The organism is Streptomyces coeruleoprunus (assembly GCF_039542925.1).
GTDB classification, from domain to species: Bacteria; Actinomycetota; Actinomycetes; order Streptomycetales; family Streptomycetaceae; genus Streptomyces; species Streptomyces coeruleoprunus.
This window is the reverse complement of the sequence record NZ_BAABIT010000001.1, coordinates 1,960,393-1,980,254: the sequence shown is the minus strand read 5'-3', so window position 1 is coordinate 1,980,254 and position 19,862 is coordinate 1,960,393. Positions and strand designations below refer to the sequence as shown.

Here is a 19,862-nt window from a genome sequence, read left to right as displayed (position 1 = left end):
ACCATCCCAGCATTGGATAGCCGCGCTCTCCAACATCGCCGGGTCGGTCGGGGGAGGGCGCACGGCGAGGGAGGGTGCACGACGTGTTCGCGAAACCGATACCGGGCCGGACGACCGCGGCGGCCGAGGGCGAGGTGGTGGTCCTGCTCATCGGCATGCGCATCAACCACTTCTGGGGCGTCCACCACTGGCTGCCCGTGCTCCTGGCGATGCCCCGGATGCTCCGCGAGCTGAGCCGGGACAGGAGCCGCGGCCTGCTGGGCCACACACTGCTCTCCGGCTCCCCGCGCACGTACTACGTCGTGCAGTACTGGGAGTCCAGGGAGAAGCTCTACGCCTACGCGACCGCGCCCGACATGTCGCACCGCAGTGCCTGGGCGATGATCAACCGCTGGGAGAAGAAGTCCCGCCAACACGTGGGCCTCTGGCATGAGACGTACATCGCGCCCGAGGGCTCGTACGAGTCCATCTACGCCGACATGCCCCCGTACGGGCTCGCCAAGGCGACCGGTGCACTCCCGCTGGAGAAGCGCGGCCGCCGCGCCGCCGACCGTTTCGCCCACCGCTCGTCCACGGCCTGAGATCAGCCCCTCCGGCGCTTGAGAAGCGGGGGTTCGGGGGCGGAGCCCCCGATTCGCGAAGGGGCAGGGTAGGGGAAAGATCCGCTGGACACGATCTGGCGGCCCGGGCTCCGCCGCCTGAGACGGGTGGCCCTGGGGCGCCGCCCTGGGATCCGGCGCACGAGTGGGTGCGGAAACGCCGCCGGCCGGCCCCTGCGGCGTTGGAGGGGCCGGCCGGGCCGGCGGTGGGATCTTCGGTTATGGACGGCGAGGTGTTCCGGCGGCTCAGCCCGCCCGGCGCAGCGCCTCCGTCAGGCGCGCGGCCGCGTCGATGACCGCCTGGGCGTGCATACGGCCCGGGTGGCGCGTCAGGCGCTCGATCGGGCCCGAGACCGACACGGCGGCCACCACACGGTTGGACGGGCCCCGTACGGGCGCGGAGACGGACGCCACGCCCGGCTCGCGCTCACCGATCGACTGGGCCCAGCCACGGCGCCGTACGCCCGACAGGGCCGTCGCCGTGAAGCGCGCGCCCTGCAGGCCGCGGTGCAGCCGCTCCGGCTCCTCCCAGGCCATCAGGATCTGGGCCGACGAACCGGCCTTCATGGTGAGCGTCGAGCCGACCGGCACGGTGTCCCGCAGTCCGGACAGCCGCTCGGCCGCCGCCACACAGATACGCATGTCGCCCTGGCGCCGGTAGAGCTGCGCGCTCTCGCCCGTCACGTCGCGCAGGTGCGTGAGCACCGGCCCGGCCGTCGCCAGCAGCCGGTCCTCGCCGGCCGCGGCGGCCAGCTCGGCCAGCCGCGGGCCCAGGATGAACCGGCCCTGCATGTCCCTCGCCACCATCCGGTGGTGTTCCAGTGCCACGGCGAGCCGATGTGCCGTGGGTCGTGCGAGCCCTGTCGCCGCGACCAGCCCGGCGAGGGTGGCCGGACCGGACTCCAGAGCGCTCAGAACCAGAGCTGCCTTGTCGAGAACGCCGACGCCGCTAGAGTTGTCCATGCAACGATACTCACGTCTCACTCTGTGAAACGCAAGTTCAATTTTCCCGGGATCTTGCCAACCTGGAGGGGCGGCCCGGGATCAGCGGGTCCGCGGTCGGCGTCCGGCACGTGGATATCGCGTGCGCTCCGGGCGCCGCGCAGATGTCTCTAGATGCGCCGGCACACCACGCCGGCCGGAGGGAAAGCGATGGGTAGGACACTCGCGGAGAAGGTCTGGGACGACCACGTCGTCCGGCGCGCCGAGGGCGAGCCCGACCTCCTCTTCATCGATCTGCACCTGCTGCACGAGGTGACCAGCCCCCAGGCCTTCGACGGCCTGCGCAAGAGCGGTCGGCAGGTGCGGCGCCTCGACCTCACCATCGCCACCGAGGACCACAACACCCCCACCCTCGACATCGACAAGCCCATCGCCGACCCCGTCTCCCGCGCCCAGCTGGAGACCCTCCGCAAGAACTGCGCCGAGTTCGGCGTCCGCCTGCACCCGCTGGGCGACGTGGAGCAGGGCGTCGTCCACGTGGTGGGACCGCAGCTGGGCCTGACGCAGCCCGGCACCACCGTGGTCTGCGGCGACTCGCACACCTCCACGCACGGCGCGTTCGGCGCGCTGGCCTTCGGCATCGGCACCTCCCAGGTCGAGCACGTGCTGGCGACCCAGACGCTGCCCATGGCGCGGCCCAGGACCATGGCCATCACGGTCAACGGCGAGCTGCCCGACGGCGTCACCGCCAAGGACCTGATCCTGGCGATCATCGCCAGGATCGGCACCGGCGGCGGCCAGGGCTACGTCCTGGAGTACCGGGGCTCCGCCATCGAGAAGCTCTCGATGGAGGCCCGCATGACCATCTGCAACATGTCGATCGAGGCCGGCGCCCGCGCGGGCATGATCGCCCCCGACGAGACCACCTTCGCCTACCTCAAGGGCCGCGCCCACGCGCCCGAGGGCGAGGACTGGGACGCCGCCGTCGCGTACTGGAAGACCCTGCGCACCGACGACGACGCCGTCTTCGACGCCGAGGTGGTCATCGAGGCCTCCGAGCTGTCGCCGTTCGTCACCTGGGGCACCAACCCGGGCCAGGGCGCCCCGCTTTCGGCGTCCGTCCCCGACCCGGCTTCGTACGAAGACGCTTCGGAGCGGCTGGCGGCCGAGAAGGCCCTGGAGTACATGGGCCTGACCGCCGGGCAGCCCCTGCGCGACATCAAGGTCGACACGGTCTTCGTGGGCTCCTGCACCAACGGCCGCATCGAGGACCTGCGCGCCGCCGCCGCGGTCCTGGAGGGCCGCAAAATCGCCGACGGCGTACGGATGCTGGTCGTCCCCGGCTCCGTGCGGGTGGGGCTCCAGGCCGTCCACGAGGGCCTGGACAAGGTCTTCAAGGAGGCCGGCGCCGAATGGCGGCACGCCGGGTGCTCCATGTGCCTGGGCATGAACCCCGACCAACTCGCCCCCGGTGAGCGCTCCGCGTCCACCTCCAACCGCAACTTCGAGGGCAGGCAGGGCAAGGGCGGCCGCACCCACCTGGTCTCCCCGCAGGTCGCGGCCGCCACCGCGGTCCTGGGCCACCTGGCCTCGCCGGCCGACCTGTCCGACGCCGTCGTCACCACTCCCGCGGGGGTCTGAGGAACCATGGAAGCTTTCACCACGCACACCGGCCGGGCCGTTCCGCTGCGCCGCAGCAACGTCGACACCGACCAGATCATCCCCGCGCACTGGCTCAAGAAGGTCACCCGCGACGGCTTCGAGGACGGGCTGTTCGAGGCCTGGCGCAAGGATCCCGAGTTCGTGCTCAACCGCCCCGAGCGGCAGGGCGCCACCGTCCTGGTCGCCGGCCCCGACTTCGGCACCGGCTCCTCGCGCGAGCACGCCGTGTGGGCGCTGCAGAACTACGGCTTCAAGACCGTCATCTCCTCCCGCTTCGCGGACATCTTCCGCGGCAACTCGCTCAAGAACGGCCTGCTCACCGTGGTTCTGGAGCAGAAGACCGTGGACGCGCTGTGGGAGCTGACCGAGGCCGACCCGCAGGCCGAGATCACCGTCGACCTGGTCGCCCGCCAGGTCCGCGCCGAGGGCATCACCGCCGCCTTCGAGCTCGACGAGAACGCCCGCTGGCGGCTGCTCAACGGCCTGGACGACATCAGCATCACGCTGCAGAACGAGGCGGACATCGCCGCGTACGAGGCCAAGCGCCCCTCGTACAAGCCGCGCACCCTCCAGGTCTGACGACCGGGGGAGCCCGCCCCTCCGTACGACGCCCCGGTGCCCCCGGCCGATCCACGGCCGGGGGCACCGGGGCGTTTCCGCTGGCGCGAAACCGACGGTACGGCCGCCCTGTACGGCCCTGCGCGGGGCCATCCGGCTGACATACCGGGCTCGGGTCCAGCCCTCTCGAAAACCCCTGCGCACAGACGCCCGAGAGACCCCCGAAGGGTCTCAATCCGGTTTGAAGCCCAGGTAGTTGGGCACGCGCCCGGTACCGGAGGGGCAGGTCCCCGCCGGGAGCCGAAAGGCCGCCGGGGCGCGGCAGTTACCCCCTACGCAGGCGACAACTCGCCCCAGATGGCACAATCGGTGCATGGAACGCGACAGCCAACTCGAGCTCTACGAGGCCGTCGCAGCCCGGCTGAAAGAAGCGCACTCCCGAGTGCGCGCACTGCAAGTCCCGGAGGGCGTAAGGATGGCGCTGTCCCGGAAGCTGTTGGTCATCACGGCCGCGGCGAAGCACGATCTCGCGGACGCGGCAAGGCGTCTGGACCGGTTGATGAAGGACCTCGACGAGGGCCGATTCCCTGAAGGGGACTGACACCCGACACGTCGCGACCGACCTACTGCGTTGCGGCACAAGGGTGATTAGCCCGTTTCGTGTTTGATTTGCGGTATATATCTGCCTAACGTGCGAAAAAGCTTGAACACTTTCGTTCCGGCAATGTCTCCGAAGGGGAAGACGTGAACAAGGCGCAGCTCGTAGAAGCGATTGCCGACAAGATGGGCGGTCGGCAGCAGGCCGCGGACGCCGTCGACGCCGTGCTCGACGCGATCGTCCGTGCCGTCGTCGGCGGCGACCGGGTCTCCGTCACCGGTTTCGGCTCGTTCGAGAAGGTCGAGCGTCCGGCCCGGTACGCCCGCAACCCCCAGACCGGCGAGCGGGTGCGGGTCAAGAAGACCTCCGTTCCGCGTTTCCGCGCGGGTCAGGGCTTCAAGGACCTGGTGAGCGGCTCGAAGAAGCTGCCCAGGGGCGGCGAGGTCGCCGTCAAGAAGGCCCCGAAGGGCAGCCTCACCGGCCCGACGGCCACCGCCGCGAAGAAGGCCGCCGCCAAGAAGGCCGTGACCAAGAAGGCGGCCGCCAAGAAGGTCACCCCGGCGAAGAAGGCCGCCGCCGCCAAGAAGGCGGCACCGGCGAAGAAGACCACCGCCGCCGCCAAGAAGACCACCGCCGCGGCCAAGAAGGCGGCACCGGCGAAGAAGACCACCGCCGCGGCCAAGAAGACCACGGCCGCGAAGACCGCGCCCGCGAAGAAGGCCACGGCCAAGAAGGCGCCCGCCAAGAAGACCACCGCGCGCAAGACCACCACGGCCAAGAAGGCCACCACCGCCCGCAAGAAGTAAGCGGCGCGACCCCACAGAGCCACTCACACGCGGGGCCGGACTCCCTCCGGGGAGTCCGGCCCGCGGTGTGTCGGGACGGCGGCGTTTCGTCAGAACGGCCCACGTGCGCCGGCACGCTCCGCGGCCTCCCGGCGTGTTCCGCCGTGGGTCAGAACGTCTGCAGCGTCACCAGCGTGATCCGCAGCGACTCGCCGTTGCCCTCGGTCTCGATCCGCACCCGCTGCCCCGGCCGCAGCAGCCGCAGCCCGCCCGCGTCGAAGGCCGCGGTGCTGAACTCCACCGGGGTGCCGTCGTCGAGCAGCACACTCCCGCTGCGGGTCTCGGGGTCGTACGTGTACGCGGTCGCCTGCATGCACCGCAGCCTATCCGGCCACCCGCCCGGTCGGCCGCCCCGCCCGGCACCGCTCCGCCGTACGCGGCCCCACGCCCAGTTCCAGCGCCGCCCGCAGATCCTCACCGGTGTCCACGTCCCGCCGTACGGAAGCCACGCCCGGCAGCCGGATTTCCACCGCGCCCGACGACAAATGCCGCAGCCGCGACGCACCCCCGAAAGCCGGGCGCAATTCAATTCCCGGGGCGGCCGCCAGCAAAGTCGTACCGATATCGGCGGCATCCGCGAGAAAAGCCCGCGGAAATCCCCCCGCGGCCTCCAGCACCCGCGCCAGCTCCGCCGGGCGCAGCGCCGGAAGATCCGCGTTCAGCGTCGCCACCGGCGCCCGGGAACGCCCCGCCCGCACCACCTCGGCCCCGTACGCCAGGGCGGCGTTGAGCCCCGCCGCCGGGCGGTCCGGCACGATCCGCGCCCCCAGGGCGGCCAGCGCCGGGGCCGCCACCCGGTCGTCCGTGACGACCACCACATCCCGCACCTCCCGGCAGGCCAGCGCCGCCACCACCGTGTCCTGCGCGAACGCCAGCGCCAGCCGCCGCCGCTCCGTCGCGCCGAACACCCCCGCCAGCCTGCTCTTCGCCAGGGCAAGGGGCTTCAGCGGGACGACCAGTGACCAGGGCCCGGGCTCTTCGTCCGTGTCCATCCGCCCCATTGTGGCGCCGCCACGACACGGCCCGGGGAGCCGGCCGGGAAGCCGGGGCGTACGGTGTTCTCGACAGACCAGGGGCATGGGGCGACACTTGACCCCCGGCAACAGAGATCCACAGCAGTCCCACAGGAAGGTGCCCGCGTGTCCCGCCGCAGAATCGGCTTCTGGTACCGCCTTGCGGCGGTCATCGCAAAACCACCGCTGGTGGTTCTGTTCAAGCGGGACTGGCGGGGAATGGAGCACATTCCGGCCGACGGGGGATTCATCACCGCCGTCAACCACAACTCGTACCTCGACCCGCTGTCGTACGCGCACTTCCAGTACAACACCGGGCGCGTACCGCGCTTCCTGGCCAAGGCCGCCCTCTTCAAGGGCTCCTTCGTCGGCACGATGCTGCGCGGCACCGGCCAGATCCCCGTCTACCGCGAGACCACCAACGCGCTGGACGCCTTCCGGGCCGCCGTCGCCGCCATCGAGCGCGGCGAGTGCGTGGCGTTCTACCCCGAGGGCACCCTCACCCGCGACCCCGCGATGTGGCCCATGGCCGGCAAGACCGGCGCCGCCCGCGTCGCCCTGCTCACCAAGGTGCCGGTCATCCCCGTCGCCCAGTGGGGCGCCAACCTGGCGATGCCGCCGTACGCCAAGGAGAACAAGGTCCGCCTGTTCCCCCGCAAGACGCTGACCGTCCTGGCCGGCCCGCCCGTCGACCTGTCGCGCTTCTACGACCTCGAGCCCACCCCCGAGGTGCTGCGCGAGGCCACCGAAACGATCATGGCGGCCATCACCGCGCTCCTGGAGGAGATCCGCGGCGAGAAGGCCCCCGACGAGCCGTACGACCACCGCAAGGCCCGGCTGGAGCAGCGCCGCAAGGCCGCAGGGGAGGAAGCCAAGTGACACACCCCGTCAAGGCAGCCGTCTTCGGAACCGGCTCGTGGGGTACGGCGTTCGGCATGGTCCTCGCCGACGCGGGCTGCGACGTGACCCTCTGGGGCCGCCGCGCCGAGCTCGCCGACGCCATCAACACCACCCGCACCAACCCGGACTACTTCCCGGGCGTCGAACTCCCCGCGAACCTCCGCGCCACCACGGACCCCGCGGAGGCCGCCGCCGGCGCCGCGTTCACCGTGCTGGCCATCCCCTCCCAGACCCTCCGCGGCAACCTCGCCGAGTGGGCGCCCAAGCTCGCCCCCGACACCGTCCTCGTCTCCCTCATGAAGGGCATCGAACTCGGCACCTGCAAGCGGATGAGCGAGGTCGTCCAGGAGGTCGCCGAGGTCTCCGCGGACCGCGTCGCCGTGGTCACCGGACCCAACCTCGCCAAGGAGATCGTGGCCCGCATGCCGGCCGCGTCCGTCGTCGCCTGCCGCGACGAGGACGTCGCCCGCCGCCTCCAGGCCGCCTGCCACACCCCGTACTTCCGCCCCTACACCAACACCGACGTCGTCGGCTGCGAACTGGGCGGAGCCGTCAAGAACGTCATCGGCCTCGCCGTGGGCATCGCCGACGGCATGGGCCTCGGCGACAACGCCAAGGGCTCCCTCATCACCCGCGGCCTCGCCGAGACCACCCGCCTCGGCCTCGCCATGGGCGCCGACCCGCTCACCTTCTCCGGCCTCGCGGGACTCGGCGACCTCGTCGCCACCTGCTCCTCGCCGCTGTCCCGGAACCACACCTTCGGCTTCAACCTCGGCAAGGGCATGACGCTCGCCGAGACCATCGCCGTCACCAAGCAGACCGCCGAGGGCGTCAAGTCCTGCCAGTCGGTGCTGGACCTGGCCCGCCGGCACGGCGTCGACATGCCCATCACCGAAACCGTCGTCGACATCGTCCACGAGGCAAAGCCGCCGCTGGTGGCGCTCAAGGAGCTGATGTCGCGCAGCGCCAAGCCCGAGCGGCGCTGACGCCGCCTGTACGAACGGGTACCCTCATCGCGATATGAGCAGCGAGAACCTCCCCACCAGCACCGGGCGTAAGCCGCGTGTGGCCGTCGTCTTCGGCGGACGCAGCTCCGAGCACGCCATCTCCGTCGTCACCGCCGGCGCCGTCCTGCGCGCCATCGACCGGGACCGCTACGACGTGCTCCCGATCGGCATCACCGTGGACGGCCGCTGGGCGCTGACCGCGGACGCCCCGGAGCGGATGGCCATCGCAGACCGGAAGCTGCCCAGCGTCGACGACCTCGCCGAGCCCGGCGAGGGCAGCGTCGTGCTCTCCGCCGACCCGACCAGCCGCGAGATCGTCTACACCGAGCCCAGCTCCGTGCCCAAGGCCCTCGGCGAGGTCGACGTCGTCTTCCCCGTGCTGCACGGCCCCTACGGCGAGGACGGCACCCTCCAGGGCCTCCTCGACCTCGCCGGCGTGCCGTACGTCGGCGCGGGCGTCCTCGCCTCCGCCGTCGGCCAGGACAAGGAGTACATGAAGCGCGTCTTCACCTCCTTCGGCCTGCCCGTCGGCCCGTACGAGGTGATCCGGCCGCGCGAGTGGGAGCAGGACCCGACCGCCGCCCGCCGCAGGATCGTCGACTTCGCCGGTGAGCACGGCTGGCCGCTGTTCGTGAAGCCCGCCCGCGCCGGCTCCTCCATCGGCATCACCAAGGTCGACGACGAGTCCGGCCTCGACGCCGCCGTCGAGGAGGCCCGCCGCCACGACCCGAAGATCCTCGTCGAGGCGCTGCTCACCGGCCGCGAGATCGAGTGCGGCGTCCTGGAGTTCGAGGACGGCCCGCACGCCAGCGCCCCCGCCTGGATCCCCCCGGTCACCGACCACGAGTTCTACGACTTCGAGGCCAAGTACATCGACTCGGCCAGCGGCGTCGTGCCCGCCCCCATCACCCCGGAGCAGACCGCCGAGGTGCAGCGCCTGGCGATCGCCGCGTTCGAGGCGGTGTCCTGCGAGGGCCTGGTCCGCGCGGACTTCTTCCTCACCGACGAGGGCGAGTTCGTCATCAACGAGATCAACACCATGCCGGGCTTCACCCCGATCTCGATGTACCCGCGCATGTGGGAGGCGAGCGGCGTCGACTACCCGGAGCTGGTCGACCGCCTCATCCAGGCCGCCCTGCGCCGCCCGACCGGACTGCGCTGACCCGTGACGCCCGCCGCCGGGCCTTCGGGGGCACCCCCTCAGAGGCTCGGCGGGACGGCGCCCCGGACCGCCGCCGCGAAGGCCACCAACGGCGTCGCGTCATGCGCGAACCGCTCGCCCAGCGACACCTCCACGTACGCCTTCCGCAGCGTGGTGGTGAACCGGGGCCCGTCGCCCGCGCGCCGCTCCAGCAGCCAGCCGACACCGTCGGCCTCCACGGCCTCCGCCTGCGGATCGCTCATCCTGGCGGGCCGCGGGACACCGCAGCGCAGTACGATCGCCCCGTCCCCCCACGCGGCGGTCAGATCGGAACGCGGCTCCGTGCCGCTCCGGCCGAGGCCCGCGACCGTCTCCGGAAGCTCCTCGTGCAGCGCCCGGCAGAGGGCGGCCTCCTCCGCCGTCGGGCTGGGAACCGTGACCGACGCCCGCGCGTCCGTGGAGGAACAGCCCGCGGCCGCCATCAGCGCGGCGACGGCGACGACAGCGACGGGCAGGCGGAAAAGCCGGTGGGCACTCATCACCGGCTCAGCGTAGACGGGGGCTACAGATGCACGACCGGGCAGGTCAGCGTGCGGGTGATGCCTTCCACCTGCTGGACCTTGGCGACCACCATGCGGCCGAGGTCGTCGACCGTGTCGGCCTGGGCGCGCACGATCACGTCGTACGGACCCGTGACGTCCTCGGCCTGGAGCACACCGGGGATCTTCGCGATGGTCTCGGCGACGAGCGACGCCTTCCCCACCTCGGTCTGAATCAGGATGTACGCCTGTACCACGAAACCTCCAGGGCGGCCACGGGGATCATCCTGGGCCGGGATCACCCAGGGAAGAAAGGGACGCCACGGTACCGCGTCGCCGCGGGCCGCGGGGAGACCTGCGCGGCCGGTGGTGCCCGCAGCGTGGCGCACGGAAGACGGAAGTTGACGGCGCGGGCCGTCTATCTGACCGTACCTACAGCAGTGACGGCTCGCGACCGCAGCCGCCCCGGGACCACCGGGCCCGGGACCGGGGGGTCGCGCGGTGAGCCGACGACGACATGGAGAGGTGAACCTCGGTGAAGGGCACTGTCGGCGAGCTCGGCGAGTTCGGGCTCATCAGGGAGCTCACCTCCCGGCTCACCACCACCCCCGCGGTACGGATCGGCCCCGGCGACGACGCCGCCGTGGTCGCCGCACCCGACCGCCGCGTGGTCGCCAGCACGGACGTCCTCGTCGAGGGCCGCCACTTCCGCCGCGACTGGTCGACCGCCTACGACGTCGGACGCAAGGCCGCCGCCCAGAACCTGGCCGACATCGCCGCCATGGGCGCCGTCCCCACCGCGCTGCTCCTCGGCCTCGTCGTACCCGCCGAACTCCCCGCCACCTGGCCCAGCGAGCTCATGGACGGGCTGCGCGACGAGTGCCAGGTCGCCGGCGCGGCCGTCGTGGGCGGCGACGTCGTCCGCGGCGACACCATCACCGTCGCCATCACCGCCCTCGGCGACCTCCGCAACCACGAACCCGTCACCCGCGCCGGCGCCCAGCCCGGCGACGTCGTCGCCTACACCGGCTGGCTCGGCTGGTCCGCCGCCGGATACGCGGTCCTCTCCCGCGGCTTCCGCTCCCCGCGCGCCTTCGTCGAGGCCCACCGCCGCCCCGAGCCGCCCTACCACGCCGGCCCCGCCGCGGCGTCCCTCGGCGCCACCGCCATGTGCGACGTCAGCGACGGCCTCATCGCCGACCTCGGCCACATCGCCGAGGCCAGCAAGGTCCGCATCGACCTGCGCTCCGCGGCCATCGACATCCCGACCCAGATGAACGACATCGGCCAGGCCGTCGGGGTCGATCCGCTCCAGTGGGTGCTCACCGGGGGAGAGGACCACGCGATCGTCGCCACCTTCCCGCCGGACGTGAAGCTCCCCGCCCGCTGGAAGGTCATCGGCGAGGTCCTCAACCCCTCCGCCCTGCCCCAGGTCACCGTGGACGGCGCCCCCTGGCACACCAAGGGCGGCTGGGACCACTTCGGCGGCCACGAATGACCTCCCGCACGGCCCCGCCCCGCGTGCTGACCGTCGCCGGATCCGACTCCGGTGGCGGCGCCGGCATCCAGGCCGACCTCAAGACCATGCTCGCCCTCGGCGTCCACGGGATGAGCGTGATCACCGCGGTGACCGCGCAGAACTCCCTGGGCGTCCAGGGCGCCTGGGAGCTGCCCGAGGACGCCGTGCGCGCCCAGTACCGCAGCGTCGTCGGCGACATCGGCGTCCAGGCGGTGAAGACCGGCATGCTGGCCTCCGCGCCGCTCGTCGAGACCGTCGCCGCCCTCCTCGCCGGGACGGACGCCCCGGCCGTCGTCGACCCCGTCGGCGTCTCCAAGCACGGAGACTCCCTGCTCGCCGAGTCCGCCCTGGAGTCCGTACGGAAGCGGCTGCTGCCCGTCGCCACCGTCGCCACGCCCAACCTGGACGAGGTCGCCGCGCTCACCGGCGTACGCGTGGAGCGGGAGGAGGACCTGCGGCGGGCCGCCGGGGCGATCCTCGAGTACGGGCCGCGCTGGGCGCTGATCAAGGGCGGCCACCTCGCCGGGGACGCCGTCGACCTGCTCACCGACGGCAGCGAGGAGCACTGGCTGCGGGCGCCGCGCCACGACAACCGGCACACCCACGGCACCGGCTGCACCCTCGCCTCGGCGATCGCGGCGGGCCTCGCCAAGGGCCTCACCGTGCCGGACGCCGTCCGGGCGGCGAAGACGTACGTGACCGGGGCGATCGCGGCGGGCTTCGCCCTGGGCGGCGGGATCGGCCCCGTGGACCACGGCTGGCGACTGCGCGCGTAGGCACGGCAAAAAGCCGGTCCACCCGAGGGTGGACCGGCTTTCAAGGCAACGCAGAGGCTGCGCTACGACGAAACGTCGCCGGGTACTCCGCTCGCGCGGAGAAGCCGTTGCTTAGCGCGAGACCTTGCCGGCCTTGATGCACGAGGTGCAGACGTTGAGCCGCTTCGGCGTCCGACCGACCACGGCACGCACGCGCTGGATGTTCGGGTTCCAGCGACGGGACGTACGGCGGTGCGAGTGCGAAATGTTGTTGCCGAAGCCCGGCCCCTTGCCGCAGACGTCGCAGTTGGCAGCCACGGGTCACTCCAAAGACTTCAGATGCACTTACAGTGAAATCCGGCGAGCCGGAATCAGGTCGGTGACATCGGTCGGTGACTGAAGTGGCGTTGCCGGGGAACGGCCCGACTCGCATCGGGCAACCGGAGCAGCATACAACGGCCGCTTCGGTAGAACGAAACTACCACGGACGGCCGGGCCCCCGCCCAGGGCCCCGCCTCCGCACGGGGTCTACCCTGCGGTGCAGCCCACCCAAGGAGGATCACCCGGTGCCGCAGACTGTCGACTCCGCAGCGGTCCGTACCTGGTGCGCGCTGGCGCTGGACGCGCTCGGCCGGGAACGCGAGGAGATCGACGCGATCAACGTCTACCCGGTCGCGGACGGGGACACCGGCACCAACCTGTACCTGACCGTGGAGTCCGCCCGCCGGGCGGTGGAGGCCGTCTTCGAGGCCCATGATCCCGGCGGGACCGCTCCCGGGTTCGCGGACGTCTCCCACGCCATGGCGCACGGCGCGCTCATCGGCGCCCGCGGCAACTCCGGCACGATCCTGGCCCAGCTGCTGCGCGGCATGGCCGAGGTGCTGGCCCGCGGACGTGACGGAGAACACCTCGCCGAGGCGCTGCGCACCGCCGCCGCCTCCGCCCGGCAGGCCGTCGCCCACCCCGTGGAGGGCACCATCCTGAGCGTGGCGTCCGCCGCCTCCGAGGCGGCTCCCCGCGGCGGCTCCGACGCCGCCGCCGTGGCCCGCGCCGCGTACGAGGGCGCCCGCACCGCCCTGGACGCCACCCCCGGCCAGCTCGCCGTGCTGGAGGAGGCCGGCGTCGTCGACGCGGGCGGGCGCGGCCTCGTCACCGTGCTGGGCGCACTGGTCGAGGCGGTGTCGGGCGAGCCGCCCGCGCGCACGCCCCGCCACCAGAAGGCCGTGGTCGCCCCGCACGCGGAGGCCTGCGCGACGGGCGGCCCCGCCTACGAGGTGATCTACCTGCTGGAGGCCGACGACGCCGCCGTGGCCCGCCTGCGCGCCCGCCTCGACGCGCTCGGCGACTCGCTGGTCGTCGTGGGCGGCGACGGGCTGTGGAACGTCCACGTCCACGTGGACGACGCCGGCGCCGCCGTGGAGGCGGGCGTCGAGGCGGGCCGGCCCCACCGCATCCGCATCACCCACTTCGGCGCCGACCCGGTCCCCGCCCGGCCCGCCGAGCGCATACAGCGGGCCGTGGTCGCCGTCGTACCCGGCGAGGGGCTCGCCGCCCTGTGCACCGAGGCCGGCGCCACCACCGTGCTGGCCCGGCCCGGGGAGCCCCCGGCGAGCGGCGAGCTGGTCGACGCGATCCGCCGCGCCCACGCGCGCGAGGTGGTGCTGCTGCCGAACGCCGCCGAGCTGCGCCACACCGCCGCCGCGGCCGCCGAGCAGGCCCGCGCCGAGGGCGTGCGCGTGGCGCTCATCCCGACCAGGGCCGCCGTCCAGGGCATCGCGGCCCTCGCCGTCCACGAGCCGGACCGGCGCTTCGACGAGGACGTCGTCGCCATGACCGCCGCCGCGGGCGCCACCCGCTACGGCGAACTGGCCGTCGCCGAGCACCAGTCGTTCACGTCGGCCGGCGTCTGCCAGGCAGGCGACGTCCTGGGCCTCATCGACGGCGACGTCGCCGTCATCGGCCAGGACCTGGCGGAGACCGCCGAGACGGTCCTGGACCGGATGCTCGCCGCCGGCGGCGAGCTGGTCACCCTCGTCCTCGCCGACGACGCCCCGGCCGGCCTCGCCGAGCGCCTGGAGACCCACGTCCGCGACCGGCACCTCGCGGTCGACACCTGCGTCTACCACGGCGGCCGCCAGGCGGCCCCGCTGCTGATCGGCGTCGAGTAGCCGGGTCGTACCGCCCGGACTGTCAGTGGCGTGGTGTGGAATGGCTGTGTTGTCCCGGGCGACCCCGGACCCCGCGCAGCGCGCGCCGGGGCGAGTACGAGGAGGAGGGCTGCCGTGCTGAGTGAGCCGCTGGGCAAGGTGCTGGGGCCCGCCACGGCCAAGGTCATGGCCGAGCACCTCGACCTCCACACGGTCGGCGACCTGCTGCACCACTACCCGCGGCGCTACGCCGAGCGCGGCGAGCTGACCACGCTGTCGGACCTCCCGCTCGACGAGCACGTCACGGTCGTGGCGCAGGTCGCCGACGCGCGGGTGCTGACCTTCAACTCGGCCCGGGGCCGCGGCCAGCGCCTGGAGGTGACCATCACCGACGGCAGCGGACGGCTCCAACTGGTCTTCTTCGGCAAGGGCGTCCACAAGCCCCACAAGGAGCTGTTGCCGGGCACGCGCGCGATGTTCGCCGGCAAGGTGTCGCTGTTCAACCGCAAGCTCCAGCTGGCCCACCCCGCGTACGAGCTGCTGCGCGGCGACGGCGGCGAGGCCGTCGACGCCTGGGCCGGGGCCCTCATCCCGATCTACCCGGCCACCACCAAGCTGGAGTCCTGGAAGATCGCCAAGGCGGTCGACGCCGTGCTGCCCCGCGCCCGGGACGCCGTCGACCCGCTGCCACCCGCCCTGCGCGAGGGCCGCGGCCTCACGGACCTGCCGGACGCGCTGCACAGGATCCACCGCCCGCGCAGCAAGGCCGACATCTCCGCCGCCCGCGAGCGGCTGAAGTGGGACGAGGCGTTCGTCCTCCAGGTGGCCCTGGCCCGCCGCCGGTTCGCCGACACACAGCTCCCGGCCGTGCCGCGCACGCCCACGCCCGGCGGCCTGCTCGACGCGTTCGACGCCCGGCTGCCCTTCACGCTCACCGACGGCCAGCGCGCGGTCTCCAAGGAGATCTTCGACGACCTCGCCACCGAACACCCCATGCACCGACTCCTCCAGGGCGAGGTCGGCAGCGGCAAGACCCTCGTCGCCCTGCGCGCCATGCTCGCCGTCGTCGACGCCGGCGGCCAGGCGGCCATGCTCGCCCCCACCGAGGTCCTGGCCCAGCAGCACCACCGGTCCATCACCGAGATGATGGGCGACCTCGCCGAGGGCGGGATGCTCGGCGGCGCCGACCAGGGCACCAAGGTCGTGCTGCTCACGGGCTCCATGGGCGCCGCCGCCCGCCGCCAGGCCCTGCTCGACCTGGTCACCGGCGAGGCTGGCATCGTCGTCGGCACGCACGCGCTGATCGAGGACAAGGTCCGGTTCCACGACCTCGGCCTGGTCGTCGTCGACGAACAGCACCGCTTCGGCGTCGAACAGCGCGACGCCCTGCGCGGCAAGGGCAAGCAGCCCCCGCACCTGCTCGTCATGACCGCCACGCCCATCCCGCGCACGGTCGCCATGACCGTCTTCGGCGACCTGGAGACCTCCGTCCTGGACCAGCTGCCCGCGGGCCGTTCGCCGATCGCCAGCCATGTCGTGCCCGCCCAGGACAAGCCGCACTTCCTGGCCCGCGCCTGGGAGCGCGTGCGCGAGGAGGTGGAGGGCGGCCACCAGGCGTACGTCGTCTGCCCCCGCATCGGCGACGACGAGGACGAGAACGGCTCCGCGAAGAAGAAGTCCCCCGAGGACGCCGCCGAGAAGCGCCCGCCCCTGGCCGTCACCGAGGTCGCCGAGCAGCTCGCCCGCGGCCCCCTCGCCGGGCTGCGCGTCGAGGTCCTCCACGGCCGTATGCACCCCGACGACAAGGACGCCGTCATGCGGCGCTTCGCCGCCGGGGAGGCCGACGTCCTCGTCGCGACGACCGTCATCGAGGTCGGCGTCAACGTCCCGAACGCCACCGTCATGGTCATCATGGACGCCGACCGGTTCGGCGTCTCCCAGCTGCACCAGCTGCGCGGCCGCGTCGGCCGGGGCTCCGCACCCGGCCTGTGCCTGCTCGTCACGGACATGCCGGAGGCCGGTCCGGCCCGCCAGCGCCTCAACGCCGTCGCCGCCACCCTCGACGGCTTCGAGCTGTCCCGGATCGACCTCGAACAGCGCCGCGAGGGCGACGTCCTCGGCCAGGCCCAGTCCGGGGCCCGCTCCTCGCTGCGGATGCTCGCCGTCATCGAGGACGAGGAGGTCATCGCCGCCGCCCGCGCCGAGGCCACCGCCGTCGTCGCCGCCGACCCCGACCTGGAACACCTGCCGGAGCTGCGCACCGCCCTCGACGCCCTCGTCGACAAGGAGCGCGAGCGGTACCTCGACAAGGGCTGACCTCCTCCACCGGCACGCTGTTGCCCCCACCAGCCCATATCGTGGGAGGCAAGCGAGCCGCGAACCACCGAAGAGGACCGACATGACCCGCGTGATCGCCGGCGCCGCCGGCGGACGCCGCCTGGCCGTACCGCCCGGCAACGGCACCCGCCCCACCTCCGACCGGGCACGCGAGGGCCTGTTCTCCACCTGGCAGTCCCTGCTCGGCACGCTCGACGGCATCCGCGTCGCCGACCTGTACGCCGGCTCCGGCGCCGTGGGCCTCGAAGCGCTGTCCCGGGGCGCCTCGCACGCCCTGCTCGTCGAGGCCGACGCCCGCGCCGCCCGCACGGTCCGCGAGAACGTCCGCGCGCTGGGCCTCCCCGGCGCCGAGGTCCGCACCGGGAGGGCGGAGCAGATCGTCACGGGACCCGCGCCCGCGGCGCCGTACGACGCGGTCTTCCTCGACCCCCCGTACGCGGTCTCGGACGACGATCTTCGAGAGATCCTCCTCACACTCCGCTCTGAGGGCTGGCTCGCGGAGGATGCCCTCGTCACCGTGGAGCGCAGCACCAGAGGCGGGGAATTCGGCTGGCCCCCGGGGTTCGAGCCGCTTCGGGCCCGTCGCTACGGCGAGGGAACGTTTTGGTACGGTCGCGCCGCCTCTACGTGCGAAGACGCACCATGACCGGACCGGAGAGCGAGGGACTTCAGTTGCGCCGAGCAGTCTGTCCGGGGTCGTTCGACCCCATCACCAACGGACACCTCGACATCATCGCCCGCGCCTCCAAGCTCTACGACGTCGTGCACGTGGCGGTGATGATCAACCAGTCCAAGAAGGGCCTGTTCACCGTCGAGGAGCGGATGGACATGATCCGGCAGGTCACGCAGGAGTACGACAACGTGGTGGTCGAGTCGCACCACGGCCTCCTCGTGGACTTCTGCAAGGAGCGCGACATCCCCGCCATCGTCAAGGGCCTGCGCGCCGTCAGCGACTTCGACTACGAACTGCAGATGGCCCAGATGAACAACGGCCTCTCCGGCGTCGAGACGCTCTTCGTGCCGACCAACCCCACCTACAGCTTCCTGTCCTCCTCGCTGGTCAAGGAGGTCGCCGCGTGGGGCGGCGACGTGTCGCACCTGCTGCCGCCGATCGTCCACGAGGCCCTGGTCGCGCGCCTGCGCCAGCAGTGATCCTCTGACAGATCGTCACATGGTGTCGGACGGGCGCCGACTGGCCGTACAGTCGTCCCATCCGTCTCCAATCCGGCTGTAGGAAGTGGCGAGCACACGGTGGACGTGCAGAAGAAGCTCGACGAGATCGTCGAGGCGGTCGGGAACGCCCGTTCCATGCCCATGTCGGCCTCCTGCGTGGTCAACCGCGCCGAGCTGCTCGCCATGCTCGAAGAGGTGCGCCAGGCCCTGCCCGGCTCCCTGGCCCAGGCCCAGGAGCTGATCGGCGGCCGCGAGCAGCTGGTCGAGCAGGCCCGCCAGGAGGCCGAGCGGATCATCCAGGCGGCCCACGCCGAGCGCGGCTCGCTGATCTCCGACACCCAGGTCGCCCGGCAGTCCCAGGAGGAGGCCGACCGCATCCTCGCCGAGGCCCGCCGCGAGGCCGAGGAGATCCGCGCCGAGGCCGACGACTACGTCGACTCCAAGCTGGCCAACTTCGAGGTCGTCCTCACCAAGACCATCGGCTCCGTCGACCGCGGCCGCGAGAAGCTGCTCGGCCGCGGCCCCGGCCTGGACGAGCACGGGTACGCCGACGAGGACGCCCCCGAGTACAGCTCCGACCCCCGGACCCTGATCCAGCGGGCCGACGAGTACGTGGACGCCAAGCTGGGCGCCTTCGAGGCGGTCCTCAGCAAGACCCTGGAGGCCGTCGGGCGCGGCCGGCAGAAGCTGCACGGCCGGATCGCCTCGGACGACCTCGGCGCGCACATGGCCGCCCAGGACGCCGCCGGCCCCCAGGCGCCGCACACCAGCGACGCCGACTACCTGGCGGGCCTCGCCGAGCTGGCCGACCCCGAGCCGGCCGCCGCGCCCGCCGCTGCCGCCGTACCCCAGCAGCTCCCGCCCCAGCCGGCCCACCAGCCGGACCCGTACGGCTACCAGCAGCCCCACCAGCCCCAGGACGCGTACGCCTACCAGCAGGACCCCTACGCGTACCAGCAGCAGGCCTACGGCCAGGGCTACGACCAGGGCGGGTACGGCCAGCAGCCGGACCCGTACGCCTACCAGCAGCCCCAGGTCCCTCACCCGCACCAGACCCAGCAGCCCACGGCCGCGCTGGACGAGACCAGCTTCTTCGACACGAGCATGATCGACCTGGAGCAGCTGCGCCGCTACGAACAAGGTCACTGAGCCACCGCGGCGACCGACCGGATTGGGCCCTGAGCGAAGCGTCCAGTATCCTGGCTCTTCGGTCGCGAGTACGCCCGCGATCCCGGCTGCCCACCTTCGCCCTCCCGGTATGAGGGGGTGGCCCCCTTCACGATTCCGAAAGCAGGAAGAGCCCTGAGTACGCGCCTCGACCACCGCAACCCCCTCGTGTTCGACACGCACGAGCTGGGGCGGCGTCCCGGTGCCCTCCAGCGGCTCACCCGCGACGTCGAGGCCCCCGCGGACCTCGGCCTCGACGGAGTCGTCGGCGTACCGGAGGGCTCGCCCGTCGAGCTGGAGCTCCGCCTCGAGTCCGTCATGGAAGGGGTGCTCGTCACAGGCACCGCCCGTGCGGAGGCCGAGGGGGAGTGCGTAAGGTGTCTGGAGTCGCTGCGCCTCGACGTCGTGGCGGACTTCCAGGAGATGTTCTCGTACCCCGACACCGATGACCGGGGCCACCGCAAGGCGGCCGCGGACGACGATGCCGAGGACGACGAGGACATGACCCCCCTCGAGGACGGCATGTTCGACCTCGAACCCGTGCTGCGTGACGCGGTGGTGCTCGCACTGCCGATGCAGCCGGTGTGCCGGGAGGACTGTGCGGGACTGTGCCCCGAGTGCGGGGTCAACCTGAACGACGACCCGGACCACCACCACGACGCCGTCGACATGCGTTGGGCGGCACTGCAGGGACTCGCCGATTCACTCGGAACCGGTGAGAAGGACAACATGAGCGGCGCCGAAGCGGGCGTCGACGAGAAGCAGGAGAAGTAGCCGTGGCTGTTCCGAAGCGGAAGATGTCGCGCAGCAACACGCGCCACCGCCGGTCGCAGTGGAAGGCTGCGGTCCCCACCCTGGTTTCGTGCGAGCGTTGCCAGGAGCCGAAGCAGCAGCACATCGCGTGCCCCAGCTGCGGCACGTACAACAAGCGCCAGGTCCTCGCGGTCTGAGCGGCTGGTG

Annotated in this window: 23 protein-coding genes; 17 read left to right on the top strand and 6 right to left on the bottom strand. The window is 72.4% G+C overall.

Annotation, left to right across the window (positions count from 1 at the left end; translation table 11 throughout):
* Nucleotides 1-83 precede the first annotated feature (83 nt).
* Nucleotides 84-581, top strand: a complete 498-nt coding sequence (locus ABEB09_RS08435; protein WP_345688676.1) for a DUF4188 domain-containing protein — start codon at nt 84-86, stop codon at nt 579-581.
* Between the two features lie 264 nt (nt 582-845).
* On the opposite strand, the gene ndgR is transcribed toward ABEB09_RS08435, so the two are convergent.
* A complete protein-coding gene (gene ndgR / locus ABEB09_RS08430; protein ID WP_345040825.1) occupies nt 846-1,562 on the bottom strand; it encodes an IclR family transcriptional regulator NdgR in 717 nt (238 codons plus the stop codon).
* A gap of 189 nt (nt 1,563-1,751) precedes the next feature.
* Between ndgR and leuC the strand changes: the two genes are divergently transcribed.
* The 4 genes from leuC to ABEB09_RS08410 all read left to right on the top strand — a co-directional run bounded on the left by leuC (nt 1,752) and on the right by ABEB09_RS08410 (nt 5,165).
* A complete protein-coding gene (gene leuC / locus ABEB09_RS08425) occupies nt 1,752-3,182 on the top strand; it encodes a 3-isopropylmalate dehydratase large subunit (RefSeq protein ID WP_345688673.1) in 1,431 nt (476 codons plus the stop codon).
* Between the two features lie 6 nt (nt 3,183-3,188).
* Entirely contained in the window at nt 3,189-3,782 is a 594-nt protein-coding gene (gene leuD, locus ABEB09_RS08420; protein WP_345688671.1) for a 3-isopropylmalate dehydratase small subunit, read from the top strand.
* A gap of 352 nt (nt 3,783-4,134) precedes the next feature.
* A complete protein-coding gene (locus tag ABEB09_RS08415) occupies nt 4,135-4,362 on the top strand; it encodes an SCO5555 family protein (RefSeq protein WP_149185221.1) in 228 nt (75 codons plus the stop codon).
* Between the two features lie 143 nt (nt 4,363-4,505).
* Complete coding sequence (locus ABEB09_RS08410; RefSeq protein ID WP_345688665.1) at nt 4,506-5,165, top strand: HU family DNA-binding protein; 660 nt, start codon at nt 4,506-4,508, stop codon at nt 5,163-5,165.
* Between the two features lie 148 nt (nt 5,166-5,313).
* Here the strand turns inward: ABEB09_RS08410 and ABEB09_RS08405 are convergent, their stop codons facing one another.
* Both ABEB09_RS08405 and cofC read right to left on the bottom strand, forming a co-directional pair.
* Entirely contained in the window at nt 5,314-5,517 is a 204-nt protein-coding gene (locus ABEB09_RS08405; protein ID WP_345688663.1) for a hypothetical protein, read from the bottom strand.
* Between the two features lie 10 nt (nt 5,518-5,527).
* Entirely contained in the window at nt 5,528-6,196 is a 669-nt protein-coding gene (cofC, locus tag ABEB09_RS08400) for a 2-phospho-L-lactate guanylyltransferase (RefSeq protein WP_345688661.1), read from the bottom strand.
* A gap of 147 nt (nt 6,197-6,343) precedes the next feature.
* On the opposite strand from cofC, the gene ABEB09_RS08395 reads away from it, so the two are divergent.
* Genes ABEB09_RS08395 through ABEB09_RS08385 form a run of 3 tightly spaced genes read left to right on the top strand, consistent with a single transcriptional unit; the run spans nt 6,344 to nt 9,286 of the window.
* Nucleotides 6,344-7,096, top strand: a complete 753-nt coding sequence (locus ABEB09_RS08395; RefSeq protein WP_345688659.1) for a lysophospholipid acyltransferase family protein — start codon at nt 6,344-6,346, stop codon at nt 7,094-7,096.
* Nucleotides 7,093-8,103, top strand: coding sequence for an NAD(P)H-dependent glycerol-3-phosphate dehydrogenase (locus ABEB09_RS08390; RefSeq protein WP_345688657.1), 1,011 nt, complete (start codon nt 7,093-7,095; stop codon nt 8,101-8,103). The genes ABEB09_RS08395 and ABEB09_RS08390 overlap by 4 nt, the downstream gene beginning before the upstream one ends.
* Nucleotides 8,104-8,137: 34 nt before the next feature.
* Nucleotides 8,138-9,286: a D-alanine--D-alanine ligase family protein gene (locus ABEB09_RS08385; RefSeq protein WP_345688655.1), complete on the top strand. Its 1,149-nt coding sequence runs from the start codon at nt 8,138-8,140 to the stop codon at nt 9,284-9,286.
* A 38-nt stretch (nt 9,287-9,324) separates the two neighbouring features.
* Here ABEB09_RS08385 and ABEB09_RS08380 read toward each other — a convergent pair whose 3' ends face one another.
* Nucleotides 9,325-9,804, bottom strand: a complete 480-nt coding sequence (locus ABEB09_RS08380) for a DUF3515 domain-containing protein (RefSeq protein ID WP_345693877.1) — start codon at nt 9,802-9,804, stop codon at nt 9,325-9,327.
* 23 nt (nt 9,805-9,827) lie between these two features.
* Nucleotides 9,828-10,061, bottom strand: coding sequence for an Lrp/AsnC family transcriptional regulator (locus ABEB09_RS08375; protein WP_345688653.1), 234 nt, complete (start codon nt 10,059-10,061; stop codon nt 9,828-9,830).
* A 278-nt stretch (nt 10,062-10,339) separates the two neighbouring features.
* Between ABEB09_RS08375 and ABEB09_RS08370 the strand changes: the two genes are divergently transcribed.
* Together ABEB09_RS08370 and thiD are read left to right on the top strand one after the other, a co-directional pair.
* Nucleotides 10,340-11,302 carry a thiamine-phosphate kinase gene (locus tag ABEB09_RS08370; protein ID WP_345688651.1) on the top strand — a complete coding sequence of 321 codons (963 nt, stop codon included), beginning with the start codon at nt 10,340-10,342 and terminating at the stop codon, nt 11,300-11,302.
* Nucleotides 11,299-12,099 (top strand): bifunctional hydroxymethylpyrimidine kinase/phosphomethylpyrimidine kinase, encoded by an 801-nt coding sequence (thiD, locus tag ABEB09_RS08365; RefSeq protein WP_345688649.1) that lies wholly within the window; start codon nt 11,299-11,301, stop codon nt 12,097-12,099. Before ABEB09_RS08370 ends, thiD begins: the two co-directional genes overlap by 4 nt.
* 111 nt (nt 12,100-12,210) lie before the next feature.
* Here the strand turns inward: thiD and rpmB are convergent, their stop codons facing one another.
* Nucleotides 12,211-12,396, bottom strand: a complete 186-nt coding sequence (rpmB, locus tag ABEB09_RS08360; RefSeq protein WP_003957616.1) for a 50S ribosomal protein L28 — start codon at nt 12,394-12,396, stop codon at nt 12,211-12,213.
* A gap of 248 nt (nt 12,397-12,644) precedes the next feature.
* Here rpmB and ABEB09_RS08355 point away from each other — a divergent pair, with 248 nt between their 5' ends.
* The 7 genes from ABEB09_RS08355 (at nt 12,645) to rpmF (ending at nt 19,852) form a co-directional block, all read left to right on the top strand.
* The gene (locus ABEB09_RS08355) at nt 12,645-14,246 is read left to right on the top strand and encodes a DAK2 domain-containing protein (RefSeq protein WP_345688647.1); all 1,602 of its coding nucleotides are present in this window, start codon (nt 12,645-12,647) and stop codon (nt 14,244-14,246) included.
* A gap of 114 nt (nt 14,247-14,360) precedes the next feature.
* Nucleotides 14,361-16,541: an ATP-dependent DNA helicase RecG gene (recG, locus tag ABEB09_RS08350; RefSeq protein ID WP_345688645.1), complete on the top strand. Its 2,181-nt coding sequence runs from the start codon at nt 14,361-14,363 to the stop codon at nt 16,539-16,541.
* Between the two features lie 82 nt (nt 16,542-16,623).
* On the top strand, nt 16,624-17,208 hold the full coding sequence (gene rsmD / locus ABEB09_RS08345) for a 16S rRNA (guanine(966)-N(2))-methyltransferase RsmD (protein WP_345688643.1): 585 nt from the start codon (nt 16,624-16,626) through the stop codon (nt 17,206-17,208).
* Nucleotides 17,205-17,714 carry a pantetheine-phosphate adenylyltransferase gene (coaD, locus tag ABEB09_RS08340; RefSeq protein ID WP_345688641.1) on the top strand — a complete coding sequence of 170 codons (510 nt, stop codon included), beginning with the start codon at nt 17,205-17,207 and terminating at the stop codon, nt 17,712-17,714. The genes rsmD and coaD overlap by 4 nt, the downstream gene beginning before the upstream one ends.
* 99 nt (nt 17,715-17,813) lie before the next feature.
* On the top strand, nt 17,814-18,884 hold the full coding sequence (locus tag ABEB09_RS08335; protein ID WP_345688639.1) for a F0F1 ATP synthase subunit B: 1,071 nt from the start codon (nt 17,814-17,816) through the stop codon (nt 18,882-18,884).
* A 186-nt stretch (nt 18,885-19,070) separates the two neighbouring features.
* The gene (locus ABEB09_RS08330) at nt 19,071-19,676 is read left to right on the top strand and encodes a YceD family protein (protein ID WP_345688637.1); all 606 of its coding nucleotides are present in this window, start codon (nt 19,071-19,073) and stop codon (nt 19,674-19,676) included.
* 2 nt (nt 19,677-19,678) lie between these two features.
* Nucleotides 19,679-19,852, top strand: a complete 174-nt coding sequence (gene rpmF, locus ABEB09_RS08325) for a 50S ribosomal protein L32 (protein ID WP_003957604.1) — start codon at nt 19,679-19,681, stop codon at nt 19,850-19,852.
* The last annotated feature ends 10 nt before the right edge of the window (nt 19,853-19,862 follow it).